The following is a 16439-nucleotide window of genomic DNA, read 5'->3' on the forward strand; positions in this document are numbered from 1 at the left end:
CGCGATCATATTCAAAGAGGTGTCGACAGTGATTCTGCGCTGCGGCACCTGAAATTTGGAACGGAGACCGCGCAATGGCTTTGGATACTAACAGCAACTTGATTTCATATGATGCGGTCGAGAAAGAGCTCTACGAAGTGGGTGAAATCCCCCCGATGGGCTTTGTGCCGCCAAAGATGTACTCATGGGCAATTCGCCGCGAACGTCACGGCAACCCAGATAGCGCGATGCTTCAGGAAGTGGTCGATGTTCCCACGCTGGATAGCAACGAAGTGTTGGTTCTCGTGATGGCTGCCGGTATTAACTATAACGGAGTTTGGGCCGCCCTCGGCGTGCCAATCAGCCCGTTTGATGGCCACAACCAGCCCTATCACATCGCGGGTTCTGATGCGTCGGGCATTGTTTGGGCTGTGGGTGATAAAGTGACGCGCTGGAAAGTTGGCGACGAAGTTGTGATTCATTGCAACCAAGATGATGGCGATGATGAGGAGTGTAACGGCGGTGATCCGATGTACTCGCAAAGCCAACGGATTTGGGGGTATGAGACACCTGACGGCTCGTTCAGCCAGTTTACGCGGGTGCAATCGCAACAATTGATGCCGCGTCCAAAGCATCTGACGTGGGAGGAAAGCGCTTGCTACACTCTTACGCTCGCCACCGCGTACCGGATGCTATTTGGCCACGCGCCTCATGATCTTAAGCCGGGCCAGAACGTTCTTGTTTGGGGCGCATCCGGTGGGCTTGGATCCTACGCGATCCAACTGATTAAGACTGCTGGTGCCAACGCAATCGGCGTTATCTCGGACGAAAGTAAACGCGATTTCGTGATGTCACTGGGTGCCAAGGGTGTTTTGAACCGCAATGACTTTGACTGCTGGGGCCAGATGCCAACGGTTAACACACCAGAATATGCCGAGTGGTTCCGCGCCGCGCGTAAGTTTGGTGCTGCGATTTGGCAGATTACCGGCAAAGGTAACAACGTTGATATGGTGTTTGAGCACCCTGGTGAGTCCACCTTCCCGGTCTCGACCTTCGTGTGCAAGAAAGGTGGCATGGTCGTGATTTGTGCTGGCACGACTGGCTTCAACATGACCTTTGACGTCCGCTATATGTGGATGCACCAAAAGCGTCTTCAGGGCTCGCACTTCGCGCACCTCAAGCAAGCGGCTGCGGCGAACCAATTGATGGTAGAGGAACGTCTTGACCCTTGTATGTCGGAAGTTTTTGAATGGAACGACCTGCCTGAGGCCCACATGAAAATGCTCCGGAACGAGCATAAGCCGGGCAATATGTCCGTATTGGTTCAAGCGCCAAAGACCGGTCTGCGGACGCTGATCGATACGGTTGAGGCCGGAAAGTAACCTTTCATAACGGTTTGCAGGCTCCCCCTGCGCGCCGAATCGAAGCCCAATGCCATGAAGGTGTTGGGCTTCTTTCGTTTTGAACGACTTAAATTTGACTGCCTCACTATATCTGGGGAGCTAGGATGCGCGAATTTCATATAAAATAAATACAAGTTAAGGTTGTGTTTATGTGAGATTAACTATTTTAGGGTGAGTGTAGTGCAGAATGAATGGATATTAGACGTCCTCGTAGATCTTCGTGTTTTCGCCCGTTCCAATGGTTTGGGGCGCTTGGCTGAGCATCTTGATGACGTCGCTTTGATTGCGGCAAGTGATATCTTGGCCGCCAGGGGAGACGCACTCAATGAGTGGGGCACTGGAGAGTATCGTGAACGACCTCGAGCAAGCGAACACGCTTGAGGATTTTCAACGGATTACCGAGAACCTTCGGGATTATTACAAATTAGATCATTTTATTTACCATTGGGTTAATTCTGTCGGTGAGCGCTTTGGAGCAGGCACCTACAGTACCGAGTGGGTCGATCGGTACGTCGAAAAGGACTACCTGCGGATGGACCCCGTTATCCTTGGCGCGCTACAGCGATTTCATCCGCTGAATTGGAAAGACCTTGATTGGTCCAGTAAGGGGGCCAAAGCGTTTCTGCGCGAGGCCATTGAATACGGTGTAGGCAATCAAGGGCTGTCCATTCCGGTGCGTGGGCCGTCTGGTCAGTTTGCCTTATTGTCATGCAACGCGAACACCAATGATGAGGCATGGGCAGAATTTATTGATTTAAATCAGCAATCTCTGATCATTATCGCCCATAAGTTTAATGAGCGTGCCCTCGATTTTGACACAGGCTTTGATAACACAATCGTCAATCTTTCGCCCCGCGAACTATCCGCGATGGCGCTGCTAGCAAGGGGATACTCACGCTCTCAGGCGGCTCATGATTTGCAGATTTCAGAGCACACGCTGCGGGTCTATGTTGAGGGCGCGCGTCATAAGCTGGGTGCGCTTAACACCACCCATGCGGTTGCTCGTGCGCTGACCAAAGGATTGATCGTCGTATAGTGCAAACATTCCCTTTGGTGTTGCGTTCGGCGCTCTGCCGCCGCGCGTTGGCGTAAGCAGCCTTTAACAGGCCTAAACACATGATGAGGCAATCTTCCTGTCCGGTTTGCGACAGGAGCCACCTTCATCAGTGATAGGACGCCCGCATGCTTCGCTACATCTACGCAGATCAGCTCGACCAATTTCCACGCCTTGCACACACCATGTTCCGTGATCGGGCAGTTCAGTTTAAAGACCGTCTTGGATGGGAAGTAAGCGTCGATTATAACGGGCATGAGCGTGACGAGTACGACGACATGTGCCCGCTCTATGTCATTTGGGAACTGCCCGATGGCACCCATGGTGGCTCAATGCGGTTCTTGCCCACAACGGGCCGGACCATGGTGCATGACTATTTTGCCCACCTTACCGGTGGGGTCCATATCGAAAGTCCGCTTATTTGGGAATGTACACGGTTCTGCATCAGCCCGCGCGCAGATGATATGCGCTCCTGTGCGGCGGCATTGGTGCTCGGGGCAGGCGAGGTCATGCGACGCTTTTCTTTGCGCCACTACATTGGTGTTTTTGACCCGCGGATGGCGCGGATTTATCGTCTATACGGTGTAAGCCCTGATATCATCGGGCAAGCGGGCTCGGGTGCGGGCGAAATTTGCGTAGGCCTTTGGCAGATGCAAGATGGGGCCTGGGCAAAGACGTATGCACGCTTGGGCATTGAGGCAGCAACGTCGGATCAGTGGTTCAAGGCGTCTTTGCAAACGTTAAATGCAAAAACTCCAGCCCAAGCTGAGACAGCCACTGGCAGCGACTGGTGCGCCGATATAGTGTCGCGCCATGAGCATACCCAGCATCCAGTTTTCTGAAGACCAAGCCCATGCTTTTGACAGCATTTCTGATCTGTTGAAGCGCGCGGGCGTCGATATTGAAAACGATGTGGTGCTACCGCCACAAGACAGTAAATCCAGTGTGATGGCCGTGATCGGCAAGGCTGGCAGCGGTAAAACACTGCTGCTGGCCGAATTGTACCGTGCCATTGAAGCCGCCGGTGTTGAGGTTGTTTCAGGCGACTACGAGTCCCGTAAATCTAAAGACAAACGCACGCTGGCCATTCTTGCCCCTACCAACAAAGCTGCAAGTGTACTGCGTAACCGCGGTGTTCCCGCAACGACGATCCACCGGATCTTGTACACGCCCATGTATGATCCTGAGTATGAAAAAATTGCTGAATGGTTGGCGGGCAACACCCTTGAGCGGCCTGACGTAGAAGACCTGACGGATTTGGCGCTTGATCGCGCGTGGGCATATTATCAGACCAACAAATCAATACCGGGTGCGCTTGCTGCGGCGGGCTTGCGCGGTTCTGATTTTATCACCGGCTGGAAACGGCGTGAGAACCCCCTTGATATTGGGTTCATCGATGAATCCTCAATGCTGGACGCTAAGCAGTACGAAGACCTTCAGGAAATTTTTCCAACGCTTGTGTTGTTTGGTGATCCCGCACAGCTTGCGCCCGTCAACCAATCTGGGGGTATGGTGTTTGATGGTCTCAAGGGGCCGCGCAAGCATGAGCTGAGCCGTGTCCACCGGCAAACCAAAGACAATCCCATTCTTGATTTGGCTCATGCGTTGGCGGACCCGTCGCTTGAGTTTCATCACTTTGAACAGATGGTAAGAGACGCCTCCCAAAAAGATGATCGGGTCGTATGGGCCGAGCGGGTGAATTGCGATTTGATGGCGCGCTCGCCGTGTCTTGTGTGGCGTAACGCGACGCGGATCAAACTGATCAATGCGTTTCGCGGTGCCTACAGCGCGCCCGAAGAAGAGCTGTTGGAAGGTGAGCCGCTTATTTGTGATGGTATTGAATTGCCCATGAAGCACCGCAAAAAGCGGCTCGATCTTGAGGCGCGAGGTCTGATTAAGGGCGCGCAGGTCATCTATATGGGCCTTGGCCGCAAGCCTGGCTTTTCACGCCTGCACGTCATGGGGGCAGAGGACCCGCAGGTGAGTGCCGCGTCAATTATGAAGTTAGAAAAACCCGGCGAGGAAGAGCCTGTCATTCCGTTTGCCGCGCGCATGGGCGCCACTTTTCTGCACGGTGCTGCGGTGACAATTCACAAGGCGCAGGGCTCGCAATGGGATGAAGTGCAGGTGTTTGCGCCAGATATTTTTGTTGCCGCGCGCATGGGCCGTTCTGAGGCGGGGCAGCCGCTGTGGAAGCGCTTGGCATATGTTGCAATCACGCGTGCAGAGACTCGCCTCCATTGGTGTGTACGTGCTGCGTTGGCCCGTCCCAAGGGGCCGCTGATCATTGATGATTTGCCGAGCAAGCCCGCACCACTTACCCTTGAAGCTGAACCTTTAGAGGCAAACTCATGAAGTCGATTATCATCACTGGGGCAAGCAGCGGTATTGGCGCAGTTACAGCACGCTATTTCTTGCAGAACGGTTGGCGCGTTGGTCTGATGGCGCGCACGGCATCTGCGTTAGAAGGCATAGCAGATGGCCATGAGAACGCCGTTTGTCTACCGTGTAGCGTGACTGATGAAGCAGCGGTTGATGCCGCGTTTAAAACCTTTTCAGGCAATCACCGTTTAGATGTTTTGTTCAATAACGCGGGCCAGTTTGGGCCGCAAATGAGCATTGATGAAATCCAGTTGGCCGATTGGCAGGCGACCGTTGATGTGAACTTAACGGGGATGTTTTTGTGTGCCCGTGCTGCGTTTCGAACCATGCGGCACCAATCCGATCAGGGCGGTCGGATCATAAACAACGGCTCGATCAGTGCGCATACCCCGCGCGAAGGGTCGACGTGTTATACGACGACAAAACACGGCGTTTCTGGTCTGACCAAGACAATCACGCTTGATGGGCGCCCGTTTGGCATTGCTTGCGGTCAAATTGACATTGGCAACGCACGTACAGATTTAGTGGCGAACCTTGAAGTAAAGCGCGCGGCCGAAGGCTTGCCGCCGTTGCCCACAATGGCCGTTGAAGATGTGGCAAAGTCCGTCTTTCACATGGCCAGTTTGCCGGAGGAAGCGAACGTCCAGACCATGATGGTGATGGCCAGCGCAATGCCCCATATCGGGCGCGGCTGACGATACTGAATACCGTTATCTTATCGTTGGAACACACGGAAAATTGCTGAGGCACCCCAACCGGCACTGATTGCGATGATCAGCGACAGGATGCCGTAGTAGAACGGTTGTTGGCGTGACAGGTTGTACATCCAACGCTCAAGCCCCGCTTTGCGCACATCAAGAACAGTGCTGTAGGTTGAGATGACCTTTTTGTCTTTTAGCAGAAAAACGCTGACTTCGTAGGCGCCTTCAACAAGGTTAGCAGGCAACTCAACGTCTGTGCGGAACAACGTATTGTCGATTAGCGCGGCATCCCATTCGCGCAATTGGTATTTGTTGGCGTCTTGGCGGATGCGCATCAAAGCTTCGGTGAATAGCGCCACATCGTTGTTGCCGTGGCCCTCCGCGCTTGGCTTGATGACGCGGGGTAGGGTGATCTCGTAATAGCGATCGGCTTCGTCCCCCAAGATATCTGCGATGGGGCGCGTTGTTTCGATCGCGTAAAACGATGGCGCTGCGTCGACCTCAACGGTTGCGGCGTTGACCCATATGCCAAAGCGGCGGTCTTTGCGGTAAACTGTGGTTGCTTGATCGGGGCCCTTTACGGTGACGATCAGGTCAAGTTTGGCTTCTTGCGTCACCGCACTTTCGTGCTTGATTGCACCAAAAACCAAAATGTCTGAGCCATCGAAGGTTGTTGTAATGGCCACTTCACTCTCTGACAGGCCAAGTACTAAGTTCTGCGCAGCGGCTGGCGTCGCCAGCAAAAGCGCGATGAGAAAAGCACGTAGCATCTAGTGCCCTCCCAAGCCGATAGAATAAAGCTCCGATGGGGTCAGCAGCAGATCCAGTGCAAGCTTGGAACAGACACCAAGCACCATCAGCGCAAGCAGAATGCGCAACTGCTCTGCCTTCATCTTTGCACCAATCCGCGTTCCGATCTGTGCGCCAATAACGCCGCCGACCAACAGCAAAACTGCCAGCATCATATCTACGGTATAGTTTGTTGTGGCGTGCAACATTGTGGTGAACGCGGTCACAAAGATAATCTGAAAAAGGGATGTACCCACAACAACTTTAGTCGGCATGCCAAGTAGATAAATCATCGCAGGCACCATGATAAAGCCGCCACCAACGCCCATGATTGCTGCCAGAATACCCACGACAACACCAACGATCACAGGCGGGATCACACTAATATAGAGGCCCGAGACGCGGAACTTCATCTTGAACGGCAGCGCGTGAATCCACGTGTGGTTCTTACGTTTGCGCGGTGCCGTACCGGCAGGGGCGTTGGTGCGGCGGATTGCGTTGAGGCTTTCGATAAACATCAAGCCGCCAACAACGCCCAAAAAGACGACGTAGCAAAGCTTTACCAGCAGATCGACTTGCCCCAAGGACTTCAGGTAGTTGAAAACAACCACACCCAGTGCAGCGCCGATCAGGCCACCCACAAGCAGCACGGTTCCCATCCTGAAATCAACGGTTTTTCGTTTGAAGTGCGCAAGCACACCAGAGAACGACGAGGCTACAATCTGGTTTGCTTCAGTGGCCACAGCAACTGCAGGCGGGATGCCGATAAAGAACAGCAAGGGGGTCATCAGAAAACCACCACCCACACCAAACATCCCGGACAAGATACCGACGATGCCGCCGAGACCTAACAACAGAAATGCGTTAACGGAAACTTCCGCGATGGGCAGGTAGATTTGCATGGCTTCCCTTCAACCTATTCTGGCCTGACTTCAACCGCCAAATTGAAAGGCACTATGAGTCCAGTTGTCTTACCGCTCTTTCACATATGGCGCGCCGCCAGCCCGTGGGGGAATGGCTTTGCCCACAAATCCCGCCAAGATCACGACTGTCAAAATGTACGGTAATGCGTCAAGCAATTGGATTTGCACTTTGAACCCAAACGCAGCGGTCAAAAGATCAGGACGCAAGGCAATCGCTTGTAGATAGCCAAACAGCAGACACGCGGCCAATGCATACCACGGCCGCCACTTGGCAAAGATCAGCGCGGCAAGGGCGATGTAGCCACGGCCTGCGGTCATGTCTTTGACGAAACCTGCCTGCAGCGCTGTCGCCAAATAGGCGCCCGCAAGCCCGCACAAGACACCGCAAATCAAAACTGCCGCATTGCGCAGACCAACCACGGAAACGCCTGCAGTATCGACCGCAGCGGGGTTCTCGCCAACGGCGCGCAGGCGCAGGCCGAAGCGTGTGCGAAACAGGACCCACCAGGTCAGGGGCACCATTGCGATTGCCACATAAACCAACAGAGCGTGCCCGCCGATTAGGCTGGCGTAGACCGGTCCTGCAACGGGCACGGGCATGAAGGTTTCGGCGAATGGAAATTCAATTGGGTTGAACCGCGCAGCGCCCTCAAGCTGGGGCGTACGCCCGCCTTGTTTGAACCAGCTTTGCGCAATCAAAACGGTCATGCCAGCCGCGAGAAAATTGATTGCCACGCCAGAGATCAGTTGGTTGCCACGGAATGTGATCGAGGCCAGTCCGTGGATGATCGACAAGGTGACTGATGCCAAAATACCGGCGCCAAGCCCAAGCCAAACAGAGCCTGTGTTGAAGCTGATCGCGGCAGAAAAGAACGCGGCAATCAACATTTTGCCTTCAAGGCCGATGTCAAAAATACCCGCACGTTCGCTGAACAGTCCTGCAAGGCACGCCAACAACAAGGGTGTGGCCAAGCGGATTGATGTCTCAAGAACGGGGACGGAAAAGAGGTTCAGAAAATCCCACATCATGCTGCTCCCTCTTTGCGCATCATCAAGAATATTTTCTCAAGCGGCATACGGATCATGTTGTCGAGCGCCCCTGTGAACATGATGACCAGCGCCTGAATGACGATGATCAACTCACGCGGGATGTTCGTCCAAAGCGCCAGTTCTGCACCGCCCTGATACAAAAAGCCAAACAAGATCGCAGCAAGAAGCACCCCAAGCGGGTGACTGCGGCCCATCAATGCTACCGCGATGCCGATGAAACCTGCGCCTTCGACGCTGCCTAGCACGAGACGCTCTGCCTCGCCCATGACATTGTTGATCGCCATGCAGCCCGCCAATGCGCCCGAGATGATCATTGAGATCATGATAATTTTGGTAGGGCTGATACCCGCGTACTTTGCGGCGCTTTCGCTTTCGCCGTAGGCGCGAATTTCAAAGCCCAGACGGGTCCGCCAGATTAAGAACCAAACTGCGACGCAGGCCAGCAAACTGACGAAAAAGCTCACGTTTGCCGGTGCGCCACGGAACACTGGCTTTTCACCCCAGCTGAACAAATCTTGGAAGGTCGGAAGGTGCGTAGTGGCCGCAAACTTGGCGGTTGCTGGATCCATCGCACCTGAGGGTTTGAGCATACCCACCAACAGGTAGTTCAAAAGCGCTGCTGCAATGAAGTTGAACATGATTGTGGTGATAACAATGTGGCTGCCGCGTTTGGCTTGCAAATACGCAGGGATCGCGGCCCAAATTGCGGCAAAAGCAGCAGCGCCGATAATCGCTACGGGCAAAGCCAGTGCCCAGTGCGGAAACGGAATATATAGACATACCAATGCCACGCCCAAACCGCCAAGCATGGCCTGTCCCTCGCCGCCAATGTTGAACATGCGCGCATGAAACGCGACCGATACAGCAAGGCCCGTGAAGATAAAGTTGGTCGCGTAGTAAAGTGTGTAGCCCCAGCCATAGGTCGAACCAACGGCGCCTTCGACCATGAGCTTTGCAGCCGCAACAGGGTCCTCACCAATGGCAAGGATCACAAGCGCCGAAAGTACTGCGGCAAGAATAAGTGAAATAAGAGGGACCAGAACCGCGTCGGCCCACTTTGGGATCACATCCATGCTCTAGCCCTCCTGTGCTGCGTTTTGAGGCTGCGCGGCGGCTGCCTCACGAGTCATGCCAGCCATCATCAGGCCCAGCTCTTTTTCGTCTGTTTCATCGGGCAAGCGTTCGCCCATGATTTGGCCGTCAAACATGACAGCAATCCGGTCAGATAGTGCGAGGATTTCCTCCAACTCGACCGAGACCAGCAGGATCGCTTTACCTTGATCGCGCAGGGCGACAATCTGTTGGTGGATGAATTCGATTGCACCAATGTCCACACCGCGGGTGGGTTGACCGATCAGCAACAAGTCCGGATTGCGCTCAATCTCGCGGGCCAGAACGATTTTTTGTTGGTTGCCTCCCGAAAAGGATTTGGCCGCCAGCTTTGGATTGGGCGGGCGCACGTCAAAACGGTCCATCTTTTCTTCAGTGTCTTGGCGTAGTGCCGCGTTGTCCATCATCAGGCGGCTGCGGTTGTAGCGGTCATCGTGATGATACCCGAAGCCGGTGTTTTCCCACGCGGCAAAATTCATAATCAGGCCTTCGCGTTGCCTATCTTCTGGAACGTGCGCAACGCCCCGTGCGCGCCGTGATTGTCCGTCTGAATGGCGTCCCGTCAGATCAATTTCAGCGCCGTTCAGTTTGACTGAACCTTCGCCGGATTGGATGCCGCCTAGCACTTCAAGCAACTCCGACTGCCCGTTACCAGCCACGCCAGCAATGCCCAAAACTTCGCCTGCGCGCACAGTCAAATCAATGCCCTTGAGGCGATGAACGCCTTTGTCATCTGTGACGTTAAGGCCTTTTACTTCAAGCACAGCCTCGCGCGGTTTTGCGGGTGTTTTATCAACGCGCAGCAATACTTTGCGGCCAACCATCAACTCGGCCAGTTGTTGCGGGCTTGTCTCAGATGTCTTGACCGTGGCGGTCATTTCACCGCGCCGCATCACGCTGACGGTATCGGTGACATCCATAATTTCACGCAGCTTGTGTGTGATAAGGATAATCGTTTTCCCCTCGGCCTTCAGGCGCTGTAGAATGCGGAAAAGCTGATCTGCCTCTGCGGGGGTTAGCACGCCCGTTGGCTCATCAAGGATCAAAATGTCCGCTTGCCGGTAAAGCGCCTTAAGGATTTCCACGCGCTGCTGCATTCCCACGCCGATTTCTTCAATCAAGGCATCAGGATCCACGTTCAAGCCGTATTCATCCGCAAGGTTGATCAGCTCTTTGCGCGCCTTGCGCAGTGACGGGCCAAGGCTCCAGCCATCTTCTGCGCCCAATACGACGTTCTCAAGAACTGTAAAATTTTCAACCAGTTTAAAGTGCTGGAACACCATCCCAATGCCTGCGGCAATCGCGGCTTGGCTGTCAGGGATTTCTGTTTTTCGGCCGCTGATGAAAACCTCGCCTTTGTCGGCTTTGTAAAAGCCGTAAAGGATGCTCATCAGGGTTGATTTGCCTGCGCCATTTTCACCGATAATACCGTGGATTGTGCCGGGCATTACGCGAATTGAAATGTCTTTGTTGGCTTGCACCGGTCCAAAGGCTTTCGAGATGCCCTTAAGTTCGATGGCGGGAGCAATATCAGTCATCAGAAATTAACGCCTGCGTTGTCTGAATAGGAAAGGGCCGCGCAGATTGTCCTCCGCGCGGCCCGATGGGTGTTACGTCTTAGAAGTCCAGCGCAGGGCAGGATTCGTCTGACATGTAGTCATGCACTTTGATATCGCCGCTGATGATTTTGTCAGCCGCTGCATATGTCTCAGACAGCATCGCGTAAGTTACGAGGCCTTCGTTGTTCTCATCGAGCGCAACACCAACACCGCGGTTTGACAGGTCCATGACATTGAAGCCTGTTTCCATGTCTGTGCCGTCAAGCATTGCTTTGTAGACAGCGTTGTCCACGCGCTTCAGCATTGATGTAAGAACTTTTCCTGGGTGCAGGTAGTTTTGGTTGCTGTCCACGCCGATAGATAAAATACCTTCGTCAGCTGCGGTCTGCAGAACACCAAGACCGGTGCCGCCTGCCGCTGCATAAACAACGTCAGAACCTTGGCTGATCTGCGCTTTGGTCAGCTCGGAACCTTTCACCGGATCGTTCCACGCCGCACCGGTTGTGCCGGTCATGTTGGAGATCACTGTGATGTCAGCGTTTGCTGCTTTTGCGCCTTGTGCATAGCCACATGCAAAGCGGCGGATCAACGGAATGTCCATGCCACCGATGAATGAAACTGTGCCAGTCTCAGAAGCGTTCGCCGCCATGATGCCCGCAAGGTATGAACCTTCGTGCTCGTTGAATACAACAGAGCGAACGTTTGGCTGGTCTACAACCATGTCGATGATCGCGAACTTTGTGTCAGGATAGTCAGGTGCAACTTCGCTTAGTGCTGAGCCGAACGCAAAACCTGCCATGACGATTGGGTTCGCACCGGATTCCGCAAAGCGGCGCAGAGCTTGCTCGCGCTGTGCGTCTGACTGCAATTCGATCTCTTTAAATGTGCCACCAGTTTCTTCGGCCCAACGTGATGCGCCATTGAAAGCAGCTTCGTTGAACGATTTGTCGAACTTGCCGCCCAAATCGAAGATGATCGCAGGATCAGCAACAGCAGCAGTTGCGGTCAGAGCAAGACCAGTTGCGGCGCTCATCAGTTTCGTCATGATTGTCATGAGTATCTCCCCAAGGATTTCTAAATCGAGACGAGGCACGCCAAATCGCAGATTTCATTGTCGCCCTCGCAGAGCGCAGGCCATGCCGAATTGGCAACCCACACCCTTATGGGCGACAGTAAGCGGCAGGGCGCGCGGGGGGTCAAGTGCGATTCATATTTCCGTAACGTGTAGCCGCAGTTAGCGCATAAAAATGTGCGTTAAATAGGCAATTTACGCTGCATTACGATAGCATCGAGAGCCTCACCACCAGATGTTGGGGTGTAGTAGGCTTTGCGGCGGCCAACATGCAGGTAGCCGAGGCTTTCATACAGTGCCAACGCGCCTAGATTCGGTGCAGCCACTTCAAGAAATATCTGCACTGCGCCGCGCGTTTGTAATTGAGAATGAAGGCTGTCCATTACGGCTTTGGCGTGGCCTTGTCGTTGGTGATCCGGATGGGTTGCAATGGTCAAAAGTTCCGCCTCATCTGCGATGACCCGAGAAAGGGCAAAACACTGCGCGTCGCCGACCACAAAACAAGTGGGGCTTTCAATCAGGTCAGAAAACTCATGTGCCGACCACGGACGGGTTAACGCAAAAGCCGCGGCGTGCGTTTCGGCCATAGCCTCTGGCGTAAGTTGGGTTTTGGGGGATGCAGGCGTCGTCATTGCCTATGCCAAAATGCGCGGGGGTGTGTCTCGTGAGGGGGCAGCATCCGCTGGGCGCATATAAAATGGCGTCGGCGGGGCGTCTTGGGGCGATTTAGCAGCGGTAAGCTTTGCGATGGCCACAGCAATTTGATGCGCTGCAGTCTGCGCCGTAACAGTTGCGATTCCATCTGGGTTCGCGCTTTCGACATCCGTGAAAACTGGTTCTGTTGGATCTGTGCCAAAGCGCTGGGCGTAGACGTTGCCGCGCTTTGCATCCACAAGCGATACAACTGGCTGCGGTGCGTCCAATGCGTAGGCTTCGAGCGCTGTCACACCAATTGCGGGAACTCCAAGGGACAACGCCAAACCGCGCGCTGCAGAAACGGAAATGCGAATGCCCGTAAAATTTCCGGGCCCTGTGCCCACGCCTATACGGGTGATGTCGGCATAGGTCGCGCCGGCCTTTGCAAGCGCGTCCTCGATCTTGGGAAATAGCTGTTCGGCTTGGCCTTTTGCCATTTCGTCGAACGAGGCGGCACAAACGGTATCGCCGTCCAAAACGCAGACGGCGATATGTGGGCCAGAGGTGTCGAAGGCGAGGATCACGCGGCGACTGGACGCACTTCGATCACCTCGGGGATATAGTGGCGCAACAAGTTCTCAATGCCCATTTTAAGGGTCAGCGTGGATGATGGGCATCCCGCGCAAGCACCTTGCATGTGCAGATATACGATGCCGCGATCAAAGCCGTGGAACGTAATATCACCACCATCTTGTGCAACTGCCGGACGCACGCGCGTGTCGAGAAGTTCCTTAATCTGGCCAACAATCTCGCCGTCTTCGCCAGTATGTTCAGCGTGACCAGACGAGGTGTTTTCGCCTTCCATAACGGGTTGACCGGACTGAAAATGCTCCATGATCGCGCCAAGAAGGGCTGGCTTCAGGTGATCCCATTCGGCGTCATCGGCTTTGGTCACTGTCACAAAGTCCAGACCAAAGAACACAGCTGTTACGCCTTGCACCGCGAACAGACGCGTGGCCAGCGGCGATGAGGCAGCGGCTTCTGGGGTCGTGAAATCTGCCGTACCCATGTCGAGCACTTCTTGTCCCGGGAGGAACTTCAACGTGGCAGGGTTTGGCGTGGACTCGGTTTGAATGAACATCGGAAAGGTCTCCTTTGCACCAGATATGCGATCGCTGCGCCATTTAGTCAATAGTTTAGAATGGTTCTAAAACGTAATTTAGGTGATCGCTTCCAGCTTTTCTTTGCTGATGTCGCCGGGAACAATGGTCATTGGCACGGGAAGCGCGCCTGCGTTTTTGGTCATTTGTGTGACAAGCGGGCCAGGGCCCTTTTTGTCCGTAGCCGCGCCCAACACCAAAATACCGACTTCTGGATCATCCATAATCTGTTGTACGATCTCTTCGGACGGGCGGCCTTCACGGATCACCAATTCTGGCTCAATCGAGAGTTTGTCGCGCATCCATTTGGCGTAGACCTCAAAATGCACTTCGATCCGCTCGCGGGCTTCGGCGCGCATGATGTCGGCAACACCGATCCAGTGGTTGAACTCCTCTGGAGGAATGACCGAGAGGATTTCCACGCCGCCACCAGTTTTGGACGCACGCATGGCCGCAAATCGCATCGCGTTGAGGCATTCGCGGCTGTCGTCCAAGACGACAAGGAACTTACGCATAATCTTTCCCCTCCCTCGGGATGCTAACCGATGCGATCATGACGGCAGTGCACGGCGCTGGCAATCGAAAGATGTGACTATTTGTAATGCGCGCGCCGATCACCAAAGGTGCGTACCCTTTTTCGCCACGTGCGGTAGCTGGATGTTTTGAGATTTGAACGCATCAACGCTTTGACCTCTTTGTCCTTCAGACCGTATTCGCGTTCGATATCGGCGAATGCAGTGTGATCGGAGAGGGCCATTTCAATGATGGCACTGATGTCGGCTTCGGAAAGGTCTGTCATGCTGCCAGACATAACGCGCCTGTTCCATGTGCCAAGGGTGTGGCGTGCGTTAGCGGACCATCCCCACAATTTCGAGTGTTTTTGCAAGAATTGGCGCTGCAATCTCGCGGCCCCGTTCTGCACCGCGGGCCAGAATGCGGTCGATCTCGGCTTGGTCTTCCATCAAGCGCGACATTTCAGTGCCGATGGGGGCAAGCTTTTCAACAGCCAGATCAGCAAGCACAGGCTTGAACGTGCCAAATTGAGAGCCAGCATGCTGGTCCAGCACTTGTTGTGGAGTGATTTCAGCCAAAGCGGCGTAGATGTTCACAAGATTGCGCGCATCCGGGCGCTCGTCCAACCCATCAAGCGCTTCGGGAAGCGGTTCGGGATCTGTTTTGGCCTTGCGGATCTTTTTGGCAATCGCGTCAGCGGTATCTGTCATGTTGATCCGGCTCAGATCAGACGGGTCAGACTTTGACATTTTCTTGGTGCCATCGCGCAATGACATCACACGGGTGGCCGCCCCTTCAATCACTGGTTCGGTGATTGGGAAAAAGTCGACGCCGTAGTCGTGGTTAAATTTGGCGGCAATGTCGCGGGTCAGCTCAAGGTGTTGTTTTTGGTCTTCGCCCACAGGCACGTGCGTGGCGTGATAAACTAGAATATCTGCGGCCATCAGGGCAGGGTAGGCAAACAACCCAAGCGAGGCTTGTTCTGCGTTTTTGCCCGCTTTGTCTTTCCACTGGGTCATGCGGCCCATCCAGCCCATGCGCGCCACGCAGTTGAAAATCCATCCAAGTTGCGCGTGCTCGGGCACTTGGGATTGATTGAACAAAACGGATTTCTCGGGATCAATGCCGCTGGCGATGAAACCTGCGCAAAGCTCGCGTGTGTTATGAGCAAGATCTTTGGGGTCTTGGGCAACAGTGATCGCGTGTAAATCCACCATGCAGTAAATCGTTTCGTGGGTGCCGGCGTCTTGCATGTCCACAAAGCGTTTCATCGCGCCAAGGTAGTTGCCAAGGGTCAACCCACCAGATGGCTGGATGCCGGAAAAGACGCGTGGGGTGAACTGTGACGTGCTCATGACTGACATTCCATCTGGTGCAAAACTGTCGCAGCGATTACCTATGACACAGCAATCCGTCAAGGAGCCGACAAGATGAACCAACAACCCGTTGTCCACCCCCTGCACCCCGTTGTGCTTTTGCTTACTGCAGGATTTGTGATCCCCGAGTTGATGTTTGCGCTTGGGGGGACTGGTTTCGTAGGTGGTCCCGAGGCGTCAGGTTGGCGGCTGGCTGCGATCCAAGACTACGGCTTTTACGGCCAGATCATAGATGATGGTCTTGAGCGCGGAATTTGGACGCTGGACCGATTGAAGCGGTTTCTTACCTACCCCTTTGTGCACCTTTCCCTGACGCAGGCCCTTTTTGCAGGGGTGTTCGTGTTAGCGCTTGGTAAATCTGTGTCCGATGCGTTTGGCGGTATTCCGGCGTTTTTGGTGTTCTTCGTCTCTTCCATCGTGGGTGCTTTGGCTTTTGGGTTGGCATTTGATGATCCATCGCCACTGGTGGGAGGCTATCCCGGTGCGTATGGTCTTATTGGCGCGTTCACGTATTTATTGGCCGCACAGCTTGCTGCGCGAGGCGAGCCACAAGTGCGCGCGTTCATGTTGATTGGGTTCTTGCTGGGCATTCAGCTGCTTTTTGCCTTGTTGTTTGGGTCTAACAACACTTGGATCGCGGATGCAGTTGGCTTTGCGGCAGGCTTTTTGCTTAGCGGAATTGTGCGCCCTGGTGGTTGGGCTGGCATTTTGGCACGCATTCGCCGCAACTGA

The 16439-nt window shown here is 54.3% G+C and carries 18 protein-coding genes; 6 read left to right on the top strand and 12 right to left on the bottom strand.

Annotated elements, in window-relative coordinates:
• Positions 1-74: 74 nt before the first annotated feature.
• The 5 genes from ccrA to NIG5292_RS09285 all read left to right on the top strand — a co-directional run bounded on the left by ccrA (position 75) and on the right by NIG5292_RS09285 (position 5513).
• The gene (gene ccrA / locus NIG5292_RS09265; protein ID WP_048599250.1) at positions 75-1361 is read left to right on the top strand and encodes a crotonyl-CoA carboxylase/reductase; all 1287 of its coding nucleotides are present in this window, start codon (positions 75-77) and stop codon (positions 1359-1361) included.
• Between the two features lie 346 nt (positions 1362-1707).
• Positions 1708-2418 carry a helix-turn-helix transcriptional regulator gene (locus NIG5292_RS09270; protein ID WP_048599251.1) on the top strand — a complete coding sequence of 237 codons (711 nt, stop codon included), beginning with the start codon at positions 1708-1710 and terminating at the stop codon, positions 2416-2418.
• A 146-nt stretch (positions 2419-2564) separates the two neighbouring features.
• The gene (locus NIG5292_RS09275) at positions 2565-3278 is read left to right on the top strand and encodes an acyl-homoserine-lactone synthase (RefSeq protein WP_074842074.1); all 714 of its coding nucleotides are present in this window, start codon (positions 2565-2567) and stop codon (positions 3276-3278) included.
• Positions 3250-4791: an ATP-dependent DNA helicase gene (locus NIG5292_RS09280; RefSeq protein WP_048599252.1), complete on the top strand. Its 1542-nt coding sequence runs from the start codon at positions 3250-3252 to the stop codon at positions 4789-4791. Before NIG5292_RS09275 ends, NIG5292_RS09280 begins: the two co-directional genes overlap by 29 nt.
• Positions 4788-5513 (top strand): SDR family oxidoreductase, encoded by a 726-nt coding sequence (locus tag NIG5292_RS09285; protein WP_048599253.1) that lies wholly within the window; start codon positions 4788-4790, stop codon positions 5511-5513. The genes NIG5292_RS09280 and NIG5292_RS09285 overlap by 4 nt, the downstream gene beginning before the upstream one ends.
• A 20-nt stretch (positions 5514-5533) precedes the next feature.
• Here NIG5292_RS09285 and NIG5292_RS09290 read toward each other — a convergent pair whose 3' ends face one another.
• The 12 genes from NIG5292_RS09290 to trpS form a co-directional block, all read right to left on the bottom strand.
• Positions 5534-6289: a TIGR02186 family protein gene (locus tag NIG5292_RS09290; RefSeq protein ID WP_048599254.1), complete on the bottom strand. Its 756-nt coding sequence runs from the start codon at positions 6287-6289 to the stop codon at positions 5534-5536.
• A complete protein-coding gene (locus NIG5292_RS09295; protein ID WP_048599255.1) occupies positions 6290-7210 on the bottom strand; it encodes a sulfite exporter TauE/SafE family protein in 921 nt (306 codons plus the stop codon).
• Positions 7211-7279: 69 nt separating this feature from the next.
• Positions 7280-8257, bottom strand: a complete 978-nt coding sequence (locus tag NIG5292_RS09300) for an ABC transporter permease (protein ID WP_048599282.1) — start codon at positions 8255-8257, stop codon at positions 7280-7282.
• Complete coding sequence (locus NIG5292_RS09305) at positions 8257-9354, bottom strand: ABC transporter permease (RefSeq protein ID WP_048599256.1); 1098 nt, start codon at positions 9352-9354, stop codon at positions 8257-8259. The genes NIG5292_RS09300 and NIG5292_RS09305 overlap by 1 nt, the downstream gene beginning before the upstream one ends.
• Positions 9355-9357: 3 nt before the next feature.
• Entirely contained in the window at positions 9358-10929 is a 1572-nt protein-coding gene (locus NIG5292_RS09310) for an ABC transporter ATP-binding protein (RefSeq protein ID WP_048599257.1), read from the bottom strand.
• A gap of 79 nt (positions 10930-11008) precedes the next feature.
• On the bottom strand, positions 11009-12004 hold the full coding sequence (locus tag NIG5292_RS09315; protein WP_048599258.1) for a BMP family lipoprotein: 996 nt from the start codon (positions 12002-12004) through the stop codon (positions 11009-11011).
• Positions 12005-12204: 200 nt separating this feature from the next.
• A complete protein-coding gene (locus NIG5292_RS09320) occupies positions 12205-12654 on the bottom strand; it encodes a GNAT family N-acetyltransferase (RefSeq protein WP_233488203.1) in 450 nt (149 codons plus the stop codon).
• 3 nt (positions 12655-12657) lie between these two features.
• Positions 12658-13242 carry a tRNA (adenosine(37)-N6)-threonylcarbamoyltransferase complex dimerization subunit type 1 TsaB gene (tsaB, locus tag NIG5292_RS09325; RefSeq protein ID WP_048599259.1) on the bottom strand — a complete coding sequence of 195 codons (585 nt, stop codon included), beginning with the start codon at positions 13240-13242 and terminating at the stop codon, positions 12658-12660.
• Positions 13239-13799: a NifU family protein gene (locus NIG5292_RS09330; protein ID WP_048599260.1), complete on the bottom strand. Its 561-nt coding sequence runs from the start codon at positions 13797-13799 to the stop codon at positions 13239-13241. The genes tsaB and NIG5292_RS09330 overlap by 4 nt, the downstream gene beginning before the upstream one ends.
• 78 nt (positions 13800-13877) lie before the next feature.
• Positions 13878-14333 carry a universal stress protein gene (locus NIG5292_RS09335; protein ID WP_048599261.1) on the bottom strand — a complete coding sequence of 152 codons (456 nt, stop codon included), beginning with the start codon at positions 14331-14333 and terminating at the stop codon, positions 13878-13880.
• A gap of 77 nt (positions 14334-14410) precedes the next feature.
• Positions 14411-14629: a TIGR03643 family protein gene (locus tag NIG5292_RS09340; RefSeq protein ID WP_233488204.1), complete on the bottom strand. Its 219-nt coding sequence runs from the start codon at positions 14627-14629 to the stop codon at positions 14411-14413.
• 37 nt (positions 14630-14666) lie between these two features.
• Complete coding sequence (trpS, locus tag NIG5292_RS09345) at positions 14667-15686, bottom strand: tryptophan--tRNA ligase (protein ID WP_048599262.1); 1020 nt, start codon at positions 15684-15686, stop codon at positions 14667-14669.
• A 75-nt stretch (positions 15687-15761) separates the two neighbouring features.
• On the opposite strand from trpS, the gene NIG5292_RS09350 reads away from it, so the two are divergent.
• Positions 15762-16439 carry a rhomboid family intramembrane serine protease gene (locus tag NIG5292_RS09350; protein ID WP_048599263.1) on the top strand — a complete coding sequence of 226 codons (678 nt, stop codon included), beginning with the start codon at positions 15762-15764 and terminating at the stop codon, positions 16437-16439.

The organism is Nereida ignava (assembly GCF_001049735.1).
GTDB lineage: Bacteria > Pseudomonadota > Alphaproteobacteria > Rhodobacterales > Rhodobacteraceae > Nereida > Nereida ignava.